We start from the raw sequence: 15,749 nt of genomic DNA on the forward strand, positions 1-15,749 counted from the left end.
TTAATGCGACTGGAGTATATCGATATAAACCGGAGTTAACGAGATAATTTCTTGTGGTGAAATTATTATTTAAATGCTGAATAACATATTCAGCATTATTTAATAAAAAAATAAAACCGCAATCCAGAATCAGAATTGCGGTACTTCTTTAATTATGAATCAATCGTTGCGGATGAGTATAAATCGTCGCCCGTCCCGGCTTACAAAAACCTACCAGCGTCAGGTTACATCGCTCGGCGACCTCTACGGCAAGCGTTGTCGCGGCAGACACAGCAAACAGAATTTCTACCCCGCACATCGCTGATTTTTGCACCATTTCATAGCTGGCACGGCTGGAAACCAACACCGCACCCTGCTGCCAACGTTCACCTTCTTGCGCCCGCCGACCTAACAATTTATCCAGCGCCACATGGCGGCCCACATCTTCATGTCCGCCAGCCAGTTCGCCAGACGGCAACATCCAGGCGGCGACGTGAGTACAGCCGGTCAGTTGCCCCACTGGCTGGAAATCATTGAGATGGCGTAATGCATCATCCAGTTTGTTGAGATCAAACGTTTGGGTGAACGGCAACGGCTGCACTGGCTTACCGATGTCGTTAAGTTGCTCCACGCCACATACGCCACAGCCCGTGCGCCCCGCCAGTGCCCGACGACGCTCTTTCAACCCCATAAAGCGACGGCTGGAAAGCTCAATTTGCACTTCCAGACCATTACACGAGGGAACAACATCCATGCCGAATATATCGCGCGGACTTTCGATAATTCCTTCTGAAAGCGAAAAACCGAGCGCAAACAGTTCAAGGTCTTTGGGCGATGCCATCATCACTACGTGCGAAATGCCGTTGTAGACCAACGCAACGGGAACTTCTTCCGCGACTTCATCAAGCCGGGAACGTTGTAAATCATCACGCTGCCATAACTCAATTTGTCGCATTCCCGTGATATTTGTCACATTTTTGATTTCTTTTTGCTGTGTTTTTTTCACTTTCTCTTAACCAGATAAGAACACACACACCAAGATTATGGTATTCTGTTACAAACCCTTCCTGGATGGAGGGAAATTGAGCCAATTCTGGACCTTTGCGGCCCCTTCCGCAAAGAAAAATAACTCCCACTCCCTGCACACGCAGCAAGCGAATGTAAATGGGACGTGACAATGTCGAAACAAGGAGCAATCCATGCAGGTCAGCAGAAGGCAGTTCTTTAAGATCTGCGCTGGCGGTATGGCAGGCACCACGGCAGCGGCACTGGGTTTTGCACCCAGCGTAGCACTCGCGGAAACCCGGCAGTATAAACTGCTGCGCACCCGCGAAACCCGTAATACCTGCACCTATTGTTCCGTAGGCTGTGGGCTGTTGATGTACAGCCTCGGTGACGGAGCAAAAAACGCCAAAGCATCTATCTTCCATATCGAAGGCGATCCGGATCACCCGGTCAACCGTGGTGCACTTTGTCCGAAAGGCGCTGGCCTGGTGGATTTTATCCACTCCGAAAGCCGTCTGAAGTTCCCGGAATATCGTGCGCCTGGTTCTGATAAATGGCAGCAAATCAGTTGGGAAGAAGCGTTTGATCGCATCGCCAAACTGATGAAAGAAGACCGCGATGCGAACTACATTGCGCAAAACGCCGAAGGCGTGACCGTTAACCGCTGGCTCTCCACCGGAATGTTGTGTGCTTCCGCGTCGAGCAACGAAACCGGCTATTTAACACAAAAATTCTCCCGCGCGCTGGGTATGCTCGCGGTCGACAACCAGGCGCGTGTCTGACACGGACCAACGGTAGCAAGTCTTGCTCCAACATTTGGTCGCGGTGCGATGACCAACCACTGGGTCGACATCAAGAACGCCAACCTTGTCGTGGTGATGGGCGGTAACGCCGCTGAAGCTCACCCGGTAGGATTCCGCTGGGCGATGGAAGCCAAAATTCACAACGGCGCGAAGCTAATTGTGATTGATCCTCGCTTTACGCGCACGGCGGCGGTGGCTGACTACTATGCCCCAATTCGTTCCGGTACTGACATTGCTTTCCTGTCAGGCGTTTTGCTGTACCTGCTGAACAATGAAAAATTCAACCGCGAATACACCGAAGCCTATACCAACGCCAGCCTGATCGTGCGTGAGGATTACGGCTTTGAAGATGGCCTGTTCACCGGCTACGACGCGGAAAAACGTAAGTACGATAAATCTTCCTGGACTTACGAACTGGACGAAAACGGCTTTGCCAAACGCGATACCACGTTGCAACATCCGCGCTGCGTGTGGAACTTGCTGAAACAGCACGTTTCCCGTTATACGCCAGATGTGGTTGAAAACATCTGTGGTACGCCAAAAGACGCGTTCCTGAAAGTCTGCGAATACATCGCAGAAACCAGTGCTCACGATAAAACTGCCTCGTTCCTTTATGCCCTCGGCTGGACGCAACACTCCGTTGGTGCGCAAAACATTCGTACCATGGCGATGATCCAGTTGCTGCTCGGTAATATGGGGATGGCTGGCGGCGGCGTTAACGCCCTGCGCGGTCACTCCAACATTCAGGGGCTGACGGATCTGGGGCTGCTGTCGCAAAGCCTGCCGGGTTACATGACGCTGCCAAGTGAGAAGCAGACCGATCTGCAAACCTACCTTACCGCCAACACGCCGAAACCGCTGCTGGAAGGCCAGGTCAACTACTGGGGCAACTACCCGAAATTCTTCGTCTCAATGATGAAGGCCTTCTTTGGTGATAAAGCGACGGCGGAAAATAGCTGGGGCTTTGACTGGTTGCCGAAGTGGGATAAAGGCTACGACGTCCTGCAATACTTCGAGATGATGAAAGAGGGCAAGGTCAATGGCTATATCTGCCAGGGCTTTAACCCTGTTGCCTCATTCCCGAACAAAAACAAAGTGATCGGCTGTCTGTCAAAACTGAAGTTCCTCGTCACCATCGACCCGCTGAACACTGAAACCTCTAACTTCTGGCAGAACCACGGTGAGCTTAACGAAGTTGACTCGTCGGAGATCCAGACCGAAGTGTTCCGTCTGCCATCGACCTGCTTCGCGGAAGAGAACGGTTCAATCGTTAACTCCGGTCGCTGGTTGCAGTGGCACTGGAAAGGTGCGGACGCCCCAGGGATTGCGCTGACTGATGGCGAGATCCTCTCCGGTATCTTCCTGCGCTTGCGCAAGATGTATGCCGAACAGGGTGGCGCGAACCCGGACCAGGTGCTGAACATGACCTGGAACTACGCCATTCCGCATGAGCCGAAGTCGGAAGAAGTAGCGATGGAGAGCAACGGTAAGGCGCTGGCCGATATTACCGATCCGGCAACCGGTGCGGTTATCGTCAAGAAAGGCCAACAACTTAGCTCGTTCGCCCAACTGCGCGATGACGGTACGACTTCCTGTGGCTGCTGGATTTTCGCCGGTAGCTGGACGCCGGAAGGCAACCAGATGGCACGCCGTGATAACGCCGATCCGTCTGGCCTCGGTAACACGCTGGGCTGGGCATGGGCATGGCCGCTTAACCGCCGCATCCTGTATAACCGCGCCTCCGCAGACCCGCAGGGTAACCCGTGGGATCCGAAGCGTCAGTTGCTGAAATGGGACGGCACTAAGTGGACCGGCTGGGATATTCCGGACTACAGCGCAGCGCCTCCGGGCAGCGGCGTCGGGCCGTTTATCATGCAGCAGGAAGGCATGGGGCGTCTGTTTGCCCTCGATAAGATGGCGGAAGGCCCGTTCCCGGAACACTACGAGCCGTTTGAAACGCCGCTGGGAACTAACCCACTGCATCCAAACGTTATCTCGAACCCGGCTGCGCGTATCTTTAAAGACGACGCCGAAGCATTGGGTAAAGCCGATAAGTTCCCGTATGTCGGAACCACCTATCGTCTGACCGAGCACTTCCACTACTGGACCAAACACGCGCTGTTGAACGCGATTTTGCAACCAGAGCAGTTTGTGGAAATCGGTGAGTCGCTGGCGAATAAACTTGGCATTACTCAGGGCGATACCGTGAAAGTCTCCTCTAACCGTGGCTATATCAAAGCCAAAGCGGTGGTGACCAAACGTATTCGCACGCTGAAAGCGAACGGCAAAGATATCGATACCATCGGTATTCCGATTCACTGGGGCTATGAAGGCGTAGCTAAAAAAGGCTTTATTGCCAATACGTTAACGCCATTCGTTGGTGATGCGAACACGCAGACGCCGGAGTTTAAGTCCTTCCTTGTGAATGTGGAAAAGGTGTAACGGAGACGACATATGGCTTATCAATCTCAAGATATCATTCGTCGTTCCGCGACTAACGGTCTGACCCCCGCGCCTCAGGCGCGGGACTTCCAGGAAGAAGTGGCGAAACTCATCGACGTCACCACCTGTATCGGCTGTAAAGCCTGTCAGGTGGCGTGTTCAGAGTGGAACGACATTCGTGATACCGTCGGCAATAACATTGGGGTGTACGACAACCCCAATGATTTAAGCGCCAAATCGTGGACGGTGATGCGCTTCTCGGAAGTGGAGCAGAACGACAAACTGGAATGGCTGATCCGCAAAGACGGCTGTATGCACTGTTCCGACCCTGGCTGCCTGAAAGCGTGCCCGGCGGAAGGGGCAATTATTCAGTATGCCAACGGTATCGTCGACTTCCAGTCCGAGCAGTGCATTGGCTGCGGTTATTGCATTGCGGGCTGTCCGTTCGATATTCCGCGTCTTAACCCGGAAGACAACCGCGTCTACAAATGTACGCTGTGCGTTGACCGCGTGGTGGTTGGGCAAGAACCGGCCTGTGTGAAGACCTGCCCGACGGGCGCGATTCACTTCGGTACGAAAGAGTCGATGAAAACGCTAGCGAGCGAGCGCGTGGCGGAGCTGAAAACCCGTGGTTACGACAATGCGGGTCTGTACGATCCGGCTGGCGTCGGTGGTACACACGTGATGTACGTGCTGCACCATGCTGACAAGCCGAACCTGTATCATGGCTTGCCGGAGAACCCGGAAATCAGCGAAACCGTGAAATTCTGGAAAGGCATCTGGAAACCGCTCGCAGCTGTTGGCTTTGCGGCTACCTTCGCAGCCAGTATCTTCCACTACGTGGGTGTCGGTCCGAACCGTGCGGATGAGGAAGAGAACAATCTGCACGAAGAGAAAGACGAGGAGCGCAAATGAAACGACGTGACACCATCGTGCGCTACACCGCGCCGGAACGTATCAACCACTGGGTAACCGCCTTCTGTTTCATCCTGGCGGCGGTGAGTGGGCTGGGCTTTTTGTTCCCGTCCTTCAACTGGTTGATGCAAATCATGGGCACACCGCAGCTGGCGCGAATTCTGCACCCGTTTGTCGGCGTGGTTATGTTTGCCTCGTTCATCATCATGTTTTTCCGTTACTGGCATCACAACCTAATCAATCGGGATGATATCTTTTGGGCGAAGAATATTCGTAAGATCGTCGTCAACGAGGAAGTAGGTGACACCGGGCGTTATAACTTCGGTCAGAAATGCGTTTTCTGGGCAGCGATTATTTTCCTGGTTCTGCTGCTGGTGAGCGGTGTGATTATCTGGCGTCCTTATTTTGCGCCTGCTTTCTCAATCCCGGTGATCCGATTCGCGTTAATGCTGCATTCATTTGCCGCAGTAGCGTTAATTGTGGTTATCATGGTGCATATCTACGCCGCCCTTTGGGTGAAAGGCACGATTACCGCCATGGTGGAAGGATGGGTTACCAGCGCATGGGCGAAGAAACACCATCCACGCTGGTATCGTGAAGTCCGCAAGACAACGGAAAAGAAAGCTGAATGAGTATTCGCATAATCCCGCAAGATGAGCTGGGTTCGAGCGAGAAACGTACGGCGGATATGATTCCGCCGTTATTGTTCCCTCGGCTCAAGAATTTATACAACCGCCGCGCCGAGCGTCTGCGCGAGCTGGCAGAAAATAATCCGCTGGGTGATTACCTGCGCTTTGCTGCGCTTATCGCCCACGCCCAGGAAGTGGTGCTGTACGACCATCCGCTGGAGATGGATCTGACCGCGCGCATTAAAGAAGCCAGCGCACAGGGTAAGCCACCGCTGGATATTCACGTCCTGCCGCGCGATAAGCACTGGCAAAAGCTACTGATGGCGCTGATTGCTGAGCTGAAACCAGAAATGAGCGGTCCGGCGCTGGCCGTGATTGAGAATCTGGAGAAGGCATCAACACAGGAGCTGGAAGATATGGCCAGCGCACTGTTTGCCTCTGATTTCTCGTCCGTCAGCAGCGATAAAGCGCCGTTTATCTGGGCTGCACTGTCGCTCTACTGGGCGCAGATGGCCAATCTGATCCCCGGCAAAGCCCGCGCTGAATACGGCGAGCAACGTCAATATTGCCCGGTTTGTGGTTCTATGCCGGTGTCCAGCATGGTGCAAATTGGCACCACTCAGGGTCTGCGTTACCTGCACTGCAACCTGTGTGAAACCGAATGGCACGTAGTGCGCGTAAAATGCAGCAACTGCGAGCAGAGCGGCAAACTGCATTACTGGTCGCTGGATGACGAACAGGCCGCGATTAAAGCCGAAAGCTGCGATGACTGCGGCACTTACCTGAAGATTCTTTATCAGGAAAAAGAACCGAAAGTTGAAGCCGTGGCAGATGACCTCGCCTCTCTGGTACTGGACGCGCGAATGGAGCAAGAGGGCTACGCCCGTAGTTCCATTAACCCGTTCCTGTTTCCGGGTGAAGGGGAGTAATCTCTGACGTTTTCCGGGTGGCGCTGGTCGCCCGGATTACAGCTCATAGGGTGTGACGACACCTGCTATTCCCGCAAAATCTCTCGTATTTCGCGAGGCGTTTCCCAGATACGATGTAACAGTTGCAGTTATTATAAGTTCAAGTAAAACAGCCTCGTATTAATACCAGAATAAGGGCATCTGGTTTTTTATATTCAAGAATAAAAAAAATTTTGTCATTCCTTATGATCCTTACACTGATCATCAACACCTACTGTCTCACCCCTTTGCCTGCTACCCTTTGCTTTACGCACCGGGAATTGCTGACGCTCCAGATATTGCTCTATCGCTTCGCGCAAAATTGCAGATCGCGAAACCTTACGCCAGCCCCTGAGCTTATTCAGCCGTTTAATTGCCTCTTCTGATAAATGAAGAAAAACCGTATTCATCGCCATTTTCACCACCTTACATATATTTCTCATTAATGTATGTGCGAAAACTACGCCGAAAAATTAATTAACGAAAGCTGATCTTTGCATGTTGTTTTGTTTTTACGAGGCGGTTTCCAAAGATAATGTAACAGTTGCAGTTATTTCAATTGTTACTCAAAAATGGTTTAGTTATAGCCCAGGATGGTTTATTACTTTTAATTAAGCGGGGGCACATCTACAGAAAAGAAACAACAAATAATAAGGATGAATTATGGATGCGATAAATATTTTATATTCAAGAATATTTTTTTGATTGGGTCTTCATTTGCTCCATCAGGATGGTGTACCCGAAAAAAGTCAGTATCTTTACCGCACCACGTTTAAGGTGAAATCTACCATCCATAACTGACCAGTCAGTGCTGCCACCAACTGGTCTTTGATTGCTAGTAGTAGTAAATTTGCGGATAACAGTCCGGGAACCAAACGATTCCGTCCGGATCATCCCCCCGCATCACTCTATAGCATTGGCGTCGATTATCGGCGCGACGACGAAGCGTAGTATAAAGGCGCTTCCATTCATGGTCGCCCGGTGTACTGTAGTTTACCCAACAATCCATTGAAGGATGACGCCATTTGCCTGTAAGTGTCGGGATCCCTGAATGCTTATGCGGTTTCGGTTTACCATTACGATCCCTATCTTTACGCGTATTAAATGTGGACATTTTTAGTCTCCTGTTAAGAGTTCTAAAAATGTGCTTCCTTAAAATAGTTCATCATTTTCCCTTAATTCGCATAGCGTGCTTTTGCACGAATTTCCGATACGCGGGGACCATTATGATAGCGTCGATGCCCACACATCCAACAAGAACAAAGACAGGGAGTACGAAAGCAAACACCTGATGCTTTTAAGCTTCCATCGCCTGCTGTGCAATAACGACGGCGGATTTTTTTTAATCGCGCCATATGATAGCGACGTTCAGCACGATTACGGGTCATAGCAAAACTCCTGAACAGGCGGCACTATGCCGCTTTCATAGGAGCTCTGAATGCTGGTGCTTTCTGTATGGCATAACCATGCCTCTAACGGTTAAGTGCTTGCAGCACATGTTGCGGATCATTGGCAATCGCTCGCAGCAAAGCCTTTGCAGGCCCGGTCGGTGAACGCCGCCCCTGCTCCCAGTTACGCAACGTGTCTACGCTTACGGAAATAAGATCGGCAAATTTAGATTGTGACAACCCTGAAGCGTGGCGTATTTCTTTGATTTTCATAGCATCAATTTCAAAAGTCCGTGAAGGCTGTCGCGTTCCTTCAAGAATTTCATTCATCTGGGTCATGCTGTGAGTCAACCGCTCAAAAGTGCGTTATCCTGCTTGATGCGACTGCGCATTTCGAAAGCTACATACGCAATGGTCACGATTACATCATCACACGCGATACTCTACTGAGTGGCTTTGAGATGAATCTGCCAGATATTGATCGCAAGCATCCTGACGCCAGCCCTCTTTGGCGCGATGATTTTAATGGCTTGCCGCCAGTTCATATAATTACCGCAGAATATGACCCGCTTTGTGATGAAGGCGAGGCGCTGTATCAGAGGATGACAGAGCAAGGCGTGCAATGTACCTGCCAACGCTACCTCGGGGTTATCCACGGATTTTTTCAGTTAGGGGGTATTAGCGAGGCTGCGCGATCGGCACTACGGGATGTTGCCTGGAGAGCGGGAAGGTAACTCCGGACCTGGGCACTGAAAAGGTTTTCAGATTGAAAACCTTTTCAGTGAAGTAAAACGTCCTACTCTTCTTCGTTCCCGCCCTCTTCATAAGGGCCAAATGGCTTAGCGGGAAGAACGATATACGTCCCTTCAAACACCGCACCAGGCGTCTCGTCGCCAAAGATTTCAACCTGCATTTGCACTCGCGCTTTGCGCCCGCGCGCCAGACGGTCGAGATCGCCACTTAACGCACCGAGGTCGGCTACCGCATGAGGTTTACCGCTAATCGGCTTGCTGTAACGAATATGCGCGTCAGCCAGAATAATCGTTCCGCCGAGATGGCGTTCGCGCAGCATCAGCCAGATAAGCCCCCAACCGGTGAGCGTTGCCAGCGAGAATAAACTCCCGGCAAACAGCGTATGATGCGGATTCTGATTGCCGGTTTCCGGCATGGTGGTGATAAATTTTTGCCCGGTATATTGCTGAATGCGCACGCCCATTTTTTCACTTAATGGGATGTGTTCATACCACGCCTGCTGGAGCTGGGCGCACCAGTCGCCGCGATGCAAAATGTCATCCAGAGTAGCGACGGGTTTAATCATCAAAAAATGACGAATAGGCGTGGTGGTGGGCGTGGTGATCTCCCCCTGATTCACAAACCCCAGCTTGGCAAAAAACTCCACCGCGTCTTCGCGGGCGCTACAGGTCACGCGCTTAACGCCTTCCTGTCGTGCGACCGACTCCAGGGTCATCGCCATCAGCGTCCCTAGCCCTTTGTCCTGCACGTCGGGATGAACGGCCATAAAACGGATGGAGGCTTCGTTATCGGCATTGATATACAGCCGACCTACCGCCACCAGATTACCCTGCTCGTCGACGACCATCTGGTGATGCGCCATCGCATCCCACGCGTCGCGTTCAGAACCTTTCGGTTGATGCAGGGGTTTACGCAACATCTCCCAGCGAAACTGATAGTAACGCTCTAATTCTTCTTCTGTTTGTGGAACCCGAAGGTGATACATAGCGATACTCTCTCTTGTTTCCCGTGACAACCCTGGAAGCTGGCTCATACCTGTAACCAGAATGTCACGGGGCCATCATTGACCAGCGATACCTGCATATCCGCAGCGAAGCGTCCTGTTTGCGTGTTCATCTCTTGCTGACGGCAGCGTTCGACGAAATAGTCATATAGCGCCTCTGCGCGATCCGGTGATGCGCCTTTGGAGAAACTTGGGCGCATCCCCCGTTCGGTATCTGCGGCGAGAGTAAACTGGGAAACCACCAGCACACTACCGCCCGCCTGTTGCACGTTGAGATTCATCTTGCCTTCGGCATCGCTGAAGATGCGATAGCCGAGCACACGCTCGCACAGACGGTTTGCTTTCTGTTCGTCGTCATCCTTTTCGACACCCAATAACACCAAAAGTCCCGCGCCAATTTCGCCCGTCACTTCTCCCTCCACGGTGACGCTGGCACGGGTTACGCGTTGAATTAATGCAATCATGGTTCGTCGTCTTCTTCTTGTTCAGCAGCTTGTTTTAGTTTGCGGTATTCCCCGAGAGTGACAGTAATTTCCGCCCCAAGCAAGACGATACACCATGTCCAGTAGACCCAGACAAAGAGAATGGGGATCACTGCCAGTACGCCGTAAATGAGCTGATATGACGGGAACATGGTGATATAAAGCGCGAAACCTTTCTTCCCTGCTTCGAACAGGAGCGCGGCGACAAACGCGCCGACAATCGCGTCGCGGTTAGGTACGCGAATGGTGGGAACAACGCTGTACAGCAGCCAGAAGGAGATCCACGACAACAGCAGCGGAAAAATACGCAGCACATTATCGATAACGGTATTGAGCTCGCTCGCCCAGCGCAGGGAGAGCAGATAGGAGCTAATCGCCAGACTGGCTCCCGCCAGCAGCGGCCCCAGCGTCAAAATCATCCAATACACAGCAAACGAGTAAATTTTGGGACGCACCCGTTTACTGCGCCAGATGGCGTTGAGTGCACTATCGATGGAATACATCAACAATAATGCCGTGACGATCAGCCCACATGCCCCGACGGCGGTCATCTTGTTGGAATTGGCAACAAACTGTTCGATATATTGCTGGATAACATCGCCAGTGGCAGGTAGAAAGTTGGCGAAAATAAAATGACGCAACTGAATGCTGACGTCGGAAAACATGGGAAAAGCGGCGAAAAGCGCAAAAACAACGGCAACCAGCGGCACTAATGAGAGCAACGACACATAGGCAAGGTTACCTGCCAGGGTTGTCATGTTGTCCTCATTAATGCGTTGCCAGAGTAGTTTCAGCCAGGCCCATAGCGGACGAGTACGATGCCTGGCTTTTTCATGGATGGTTTTTAGCATAACACCTTCGCGAAATAGTCCGGGATGGTGGTTTTATCTTTCACCAGAATGCTGGTAATGCCTAGCTGATTAGCCCCTTCTATATTATCGGCGTTGTCATCGAAAAAGACGGTATCGCTGGGTGAAAAACCTTCCGCCTGCAAAACATGCTGGTAAATTCGCGCTTCCGGTTTGCGCATACCTAAATCTTGCGACAGATAGATATGGTCGGCAGCGTTGCGGATTTCCGGGTATTCCTCCGGCCAGAAAGTGGTATGCAGGCGGTTAGTATTGGAAAGCACCACCACGCGATGCCCCTGTTCACGCAGTTTATGCATGATGTCGATCACTTCAGGGCGCAGCGCGACAAACACTGCCTGCCAACCGTGGGAGAACTGCTCGTAGCTTAGCGGTAGAGCCATCTCATGACACAGCGCCTCTGCGAACGCTTCGTCGCTAATTTCCCCACGCTCATGCTGATGAAACGCCTCCCCCATATGAAAACTCTTCTTAAGAGATGCCAGCGGAATACGCGTTAAATCGCTCCAGGCTCCCAGCACACGGTTAAAGTCGATATCGACAATCACATTACCTAAATCAAAGATATAGAGCATTTTTGCCTCCTTTCGCGCCACAAGAAATTAACTGTAGCGGGAAAGGATGGGTTTGGCTATGTGGCAATAAGGGTAATCTTGTGATGCTGATTGCGAAAAAGCAGAGTAATTTCACTGGCTTTTTCGCAATAGATGAATGGTTAAGATTCAGGTGTAAATTGCCAACGAGTTTCGATGACCAGCGGCTTATCTGATGTCACCAATTCCGGCGTTAGATTTATTGCGTTAGGTGCCTGAGTAAGCGGATTAACACAGGTGGCATCGGGCTGTTTATCAAATACCACCAGACTGTTTGCAGAAGAGGTCATGGTCATCGTGAGTTTACCAGGCCACAGTAACTTAACCTTCACCCCGTCATAAAAACCAAAACAGTCATCCCAGGGACCAGCTTGAGGAGAGATGCGATTTCCAGTTGGCAGTTCATCACTACCCGCTTCCTCTTGCCAGTCCGCATCAAAAAGCACCTGCAACGATTCTGTATTTTGCGGAGTCAGCTTTTTCGCAAACCACGGATGCCAGCCTGCAGAGGCCGGGAATGTATCGGTATGTGAATGGATTTCCAGTTGCAAAACCAGCGCATCGTTCTCCAGCAAAAAAGTCTGAATCACTTCCCCTTGCCAGGGCCACGGTGAAGCCAGGGGCATACGTAAAGTCAGGGAATCTATTGTTTTGTCGATGATTTCCCACGTTGAGTAACAAGCCATACCATGCAACGCATGTGGTGGTTTATTGGCGGGTAAAGAATAACATTGCCCACCAGCATTCAGCGTCGCATTCCCCAGTCGCCCTGCCCACGGCACCATTGGGAAACAGCCATACTGAAAAGCTCTGCGCTGCGGCTGCCATTGGCGTAATACTTCAGAACCAAATGCCTTTAACGAGGTTATCCTGGCACCATCATGCGGATAAATCTGCAGGTGAATATTGCCTTTTTCCAGCGTCACTAACTCTCCTACAGGCCCAGGCCATGGCGCGTCAAACGCCTGTTGTAGCGCCAGGTAATGCTCGTTTTTTCGTTCAGTTTTCATGAGATTGTTCCCTGATGTAGCGGTAAGAAGCGGTTTCTTGTTCATCGGTCGGCTCAATCAGCCAGACGCAAACAAAGGAAAGAACTGAGACAGCAAATAAAAACAGAGCGACATACCACGGTTTTCCTCCCCCTAGCGCCAGCAAACTTGAGGCGATAAGGGGGCTTAGTCCGCCAAGAATCGCGGAAAATTGATAAGCAAAAGAAAGGCCGGTATATCGTACTTTGGTACCGAACATGCGGGTGAAAAGTGTTGGCTGCACGGCAAACATCATCGTCGGACCTAAGTTGTAGCCGAGGATCATACTGCACCAGATGATGAGCGTACTTTTGCTATCCAGTAATAAGAAGAAAGGAAACGCGAACAGGACACAAAATCCTGCTCCCGACAAATACAGACTTTTTTGACCTATACGATCTGATAACCATCCAACCAATGGACAACTGAAAATACCGATCGCCGAGGCAATCAACATACCCGTCAGGGGAATATCTCGCGACAATGCTAATTGGCTGGAAATATAGACAATACCAAAGGCGTTAATAATATTAGAGGAGACACTTTCCGCCAGCCTCGCACCCAGTGCCAATAAAATATTTCGTGGATGTTTTTTGAATAATTCAATCAACGGAGGAACGGACTTTTCTTTATTATTCGTCGTTTTTTGCTTTTGAAAATCCAGCGTTTCTTCGGTATGCAGGCGGATAAACAGCCCAACGATCAACATCACCGCAGAAAGCCAAAACGGAATGCGCCATCCCCAGGAGAGAAACTGCTCCGAAGTAAGAAAATGGTTACAGAGAGCAAAAATACCGGTTGCCAGCATAATACCCACAGACGCAGCCGTTTGCGGGAGTGAACCTAAAAATCCGCGTCGGGATTCGGGCGCTGATTCTATGGTCATCAATGCCGCTCCGCCGTACTCGCCACCAAGACCAAAGCCCTGAATCAAACGCAGCACCATTAATACAAGCGGTGCCCAAATACCAATTTCCTGATACGTCGGAATAAAACCAATCAAAAATGTGGAGCAACCGACAATAGCCAGCGTCCAGATAAGTGTTATTTTTCGCCCGATTTTATCGCCAAAATGACCAAAGACGATGCCACCTAAAGGACGAGTCAGAAAACCGACACCAAAGGTCGCAAAGGAAGCTATAAGACCTATAAAAGGATCGCTGTCTGGATAAAACAGCGGTGCAAATACCAGTCCTGCTGCCGTGCCAAAAATAAAGAAGTCATACCATTCCATTAACGCGCCTGCGAAACTGCCCATAACGACACGTCTCATGGCTTTACCGGAAAGCCCTTCACGCGGTGCGGGTAACTTTTCAGACATAATTTTCCTCTCCTGGTAGGCGAGAAATCTGGGATACGAACCACTAAACGTGGGCAGTTTGAATTAATGCGCATCGGTTTAAGCCGATGCGCATTAATTTATTTCTTCAATTCAGCCAGAACCTCTGCATCCTCAGCATCAACATTTGCTCCCAAAGGTTCCCAATTAATCAATACGCAGGTCAGGAACCCCAGGAATGGCACAATTGCCAACCAATAAAACGCTTCAGTTTTCAACGTACCCCACAGCATCGGCCAGAAAATGAGTCCTGCAATTGCCCCTGTGCGCATAATAGCGCGGGCAAATCCGACCCCAGTAGGGCGAATAGCGGGAGGATAAGAGAGTGTGGCAATGGTCATGCCCAGCCCACCAGGACCCGCTGAATGGAAGAAAATAATTGATCCCAATAACCCTAAAGACAGCCAGGGATTAGTCGTTGCCAGTGCGCCTAACGACAGCAATGCTAAGGTCACAACAGCAAATCCATACATCGACTGTCGGCGAGTACCCAGTCGTTGGAGAATAAACGAGCCGATCATCCCGCCTGTCACCCCACAAAGGGCATTCACGACGGCAGAACCGGTCAACGCGCCAGTAAGCCCGCCACTTATTATTCCCGCCAACGTAAGAGGAAGATAAACACCTACGGCGTTATATTGCCACGCCTGCATGGTTGCCACGACACAACCAAGAATGGTGCGTTTGCGGTAACGATCATTAAATAAGATGCCATATCCACCACTGTATTTATTCTCTGCTTTTTCCGAGAATTTCGCTTCTGTTGTACCCGATGCCGCAACGCGAGCCTGAACACCATAACGTTTTCCCAGAATGTCGCACGCTTCCTGGTAACGCCCGACGCGTGCGGCCCACATTGCGGATTCACCAATAAAGAAGTAACGCAAAATCATGAAGATGACTGCAAAAATAGCTCCGATGAATATTCCGTAACGCCACAATTGTTCTTCAGCGATACCCGACAGAAGCAGCGGCAAAAGCACCAAATAAACAACGGTTGTCGAAACATACCAGGCCATTTGCCAGAGGTTGACCGACGTTCCGGTTTTCTTCGACGTTGAACCACGAAGCTCTGCCACGGCATTGGTTGCCAAAGGGAAGTCGATGCCTAAACCAAAGCCCATGATGACGCGGCACACCAGCACCCACCAGATACTGGGAGCAATAGCTACCGCTGCAGCACCGATGGTGCACAGCCCCATGCCAATAATAAATGCCCGCTTTTGCCCAAAGCGGTTTATTACTCGGTTCGCTAATAAACCGCCAATTAACGCGGCGATTAATACTGATGCATTGACGGTTGCAGCAAGACCCGGCGAAATGCCGAATTGAGCGGCAATGTATTTATTACCAAACCCCACCATCGCCGCCTGGTAGGCATCAATCAATATGCCGCCCAAAGCAATAAAAATAACGCCGATACTGGTGTTGATTGCAGAGTTCTTATTAACAATATCAATTACGTCCTGTGGCCGACTAATTGAATAAGTTGCAGGACTGGTGATTTGACTCATCGCAGTGTCCTTTTTAATTGTTGTAGGGTGGCGCTGACGTGACGCAGCGCCAGACAGAGA

At 50.9% G+C, this 15,749-nt stretch carries 15 protein-coding genes and 1 pseudogene; 5 read left to right on the plus strand and 11 right to left on the minus strand.

What is annotated here, in order from left to right; all coding sequences use genetic code 11:
- Window positions 1–148: 148 nt before the first annotated feature.
- Window positions 149–985: a formate dehydrogenase accessory sulfurtransferase FdhD gene (gene fdhD, locus LG381_RS03605; RefSeq protein ID WP_000753605.1), complete on the minus strand. Its 837-nt coding sequence runs from the start codon at window positions 983–985 to the stop codon at window positions 149–151.
- Window positions 986–1,178: 193 nt separating this feature from the next.
- On the opposite strand from fdhD, the gene fdnG reads away from it, so the two are divergent.
- From fdnG to fdhE, 4 genes are read left to right on the plus strand one after another with little or no spacing between them, the layout of a single operon-like run.
- Window positions 1,179–4,229 carry a formate dehydrogenase-N subunit alpha gene (fdnG, locus tag LG381_RS03610; protein WP_225762041.1) on the plus strand — a complete coding sequence of 1,017 codons (3,051 nt, stop codon included), beginning with the start codon at window positions 1,179–1,181 and terminating at the stop codon, window positions 4,227–4,229.
- 12 nt (window positions 4,230–4,241) lie between these two features.
- Entirely contained in the window at window positions 4,242–5,144 is a 903-nt protein-coding gene (gene fdoH / locus LG381_RS03615) for a formate dehydrogenase O subunit beta (RefSeq protein ID WP_000331377.1), read from the plus strand.
- Complete coding sequence (gene fdoI, locus LG381_RS03620; RefSeq protein ID WP_000829031.1) at window positions 5,141–5,776, plus strand: formate dehydrogenase cytochrome b556 subunit; 636 nt, start codon at window positions 5,141–5,143, stop codon at window positions 5,774–5,776. Before fdoH ends, fdoI begins: the two co-directional genes overlap by 4 nt.
- Entirely contained in the window at window positions 5,773–6,702 is a 930-nt protein-coding gene (gene fdhE, locus LG381_RS03625) for a formate dehydrogenase accessory protein FdhE (RefSeq protein ID WP_000027708.1), read from the plus strand. Before fdoI ends, fdhE begins: the two co-directional genes overlap by 4 nt.
- 215 nt (window positions 6,703–6,917) lie before the next feature.
- Here fdhE and LG381_RS03630 read toward each other — a convergent pair whose 3' ends face one another.
- The 3 genes from LG381_RS03630 to LG381_RS03640 all read right to left on the minus strand — a co-directional run bounded on the left by LG381_RS03630 (window position 6,918) and on the right by LG381_RS03640 (window position 8,447).
- Window positions 6,918–7,136 (minus strand): CopG family transcriptional regulator, encoded by a 219-nt coding sequence (locus LG381_RS03630; RefSeq protein WP_001251288.1) that lies wholly within the window; start codon window positions 7,134–7,136, stop codon window positions 6,918–6,920.
- 419 nt (window positions 7,137–7,555) lie between these two features.
- Window positions 7,556–7,834, minus strand: coding sequence for a hypothetical protein (locus tag LG381_RS03635; protein WP_225762042.1), 279 nt, complete (start codon window positions 7,832–7,834; stop codon window positions 7,556–7,558).
- A 358-nt stretch (window positions 7,835–8,192) separates the two neighbouring features.
- Complete coding sequence (locus LG381_RS03640; RefSeq protein WP_000192902.1) at window positions 8,193–8,447, minus strand: helix-turn-helix domain-containing protein; 255 nt, start codon at window positions 8,445–8,447, stop codon at window positions 8,193–8,195.
- Between the two features lie 35 nt (window positions 8,448–8,482).
- Between LG381_RS03640 and LG381_RS03645 the strand changes: the two are divergent.
- A pseudogene (locus LG381_RS03645) lies at window positions 8,483–8,842 on the plus strand (alpha/beta hydrolase fold domain-containing protein); the annotation flags it as partial.
- Between the two features lie 62 nt (window positions 8,843–8,904).
- On the opposite strand, the gene fabY reads toward LG381_RS03645, so the two are convergent.
- From fabY to LG381_RS03680, 7 genes are all read right to left on the minus strand, one after another.
- Window positions 8,905–9,846 carry a fatty acid biosynthesis protein FabY gene (gene fabY, locus LG381_RS03650; protein WP_001297068.1) on the minus strand — a complete coding sequence of 314 codons (942 nt, stop codon included), beginning with the start codon at window positions 9,844–9,846 and terminating at the stop codon, window positions 8,905–8,907.
- 44 nt (window positions 9,847–9,890) lie between these two features.
- Window positions 9,891–10,328, minus strand: coding sequence for a D-aminoacyl-tRNA deacylase (dtd, locus tag LG381_RS03655; RefSeq protein WP_000560983.1), 438 nt, complete (start codon window positions 10,326–10,328; stop codon window positions 9,891–9,893).
- Entirely contained in the window at window positions 10,325–11,197 is an 873-nt protein-coding gene (locus LG381_RS03660) for a virulence factor BrkB family protein (RefSeq protein ID WP_000920722.1), read from the minus strand. Before LG381_RS03660 ends, dtd begins: the two co-directional genes overlap by 4 nt.
- Window positions 11,191–11,790, minus strand: a complete 600-nt coding sequence (gene yihX, locus LG381_RS03665) for a glucose-1-phosphatase (RefSeq protein WP_225762043.1) — start codon at window positions 11,788–11,790, stop codon at window positions 11,191–11,193. The genes LG381_RS03660 and yihX overlap by 7 nt, the downstream gene beginning before the upstream one ends.
- Window positions 11,791–11,930: 140 nt before the next feature.
- Window positions 11,931–12,818 (minus strand): aldose 1-epimerase, encoded by an 888-nt coding sequence (locus LG381_RS03670; RefSeq protein WP_010348285.1) that lies wholly within the window; start codon window positions 12,816–12,818, stop codon window positions 11,931–11,933.
- A complete protein-coding gene (locus LG381_RS03675; protein WP_001291199.1) occupies window positions 12,808–14,157 on the minus strand; it encodes an MFS transporter in 1,350 nt (449 codons plus the stop codon). The genes LG381_RS03670 and LG381_RS03675 overlap by 11 nt, the downstream gene beginning before the upstream one ends.
- Before the next feature lie 98 nt (window positions 14,158–14,255).
- Window positions 14,256–15,689, minus strand: coding sequence for an MFS transporter (locus LG381_RS03680; RefSeq protein WP_000078434.1), 1,434 nt, complete (start codon window positions 15,687–15,689; stop codon window positions 14,256–14,258).
- Window positions 15,690–15,749 lie beyond the last annotated feature (60 nt).

Source organism: Escherichia sp. Marseille-Q3837, from assembly GCF_916618735.1.
Lineage (GTDB): Bacteria > Pseudomonadota > Gammaproteobacteria > Enterobacterales > Enterobacteriaceae > Escherichia > Escherichia ruysiae.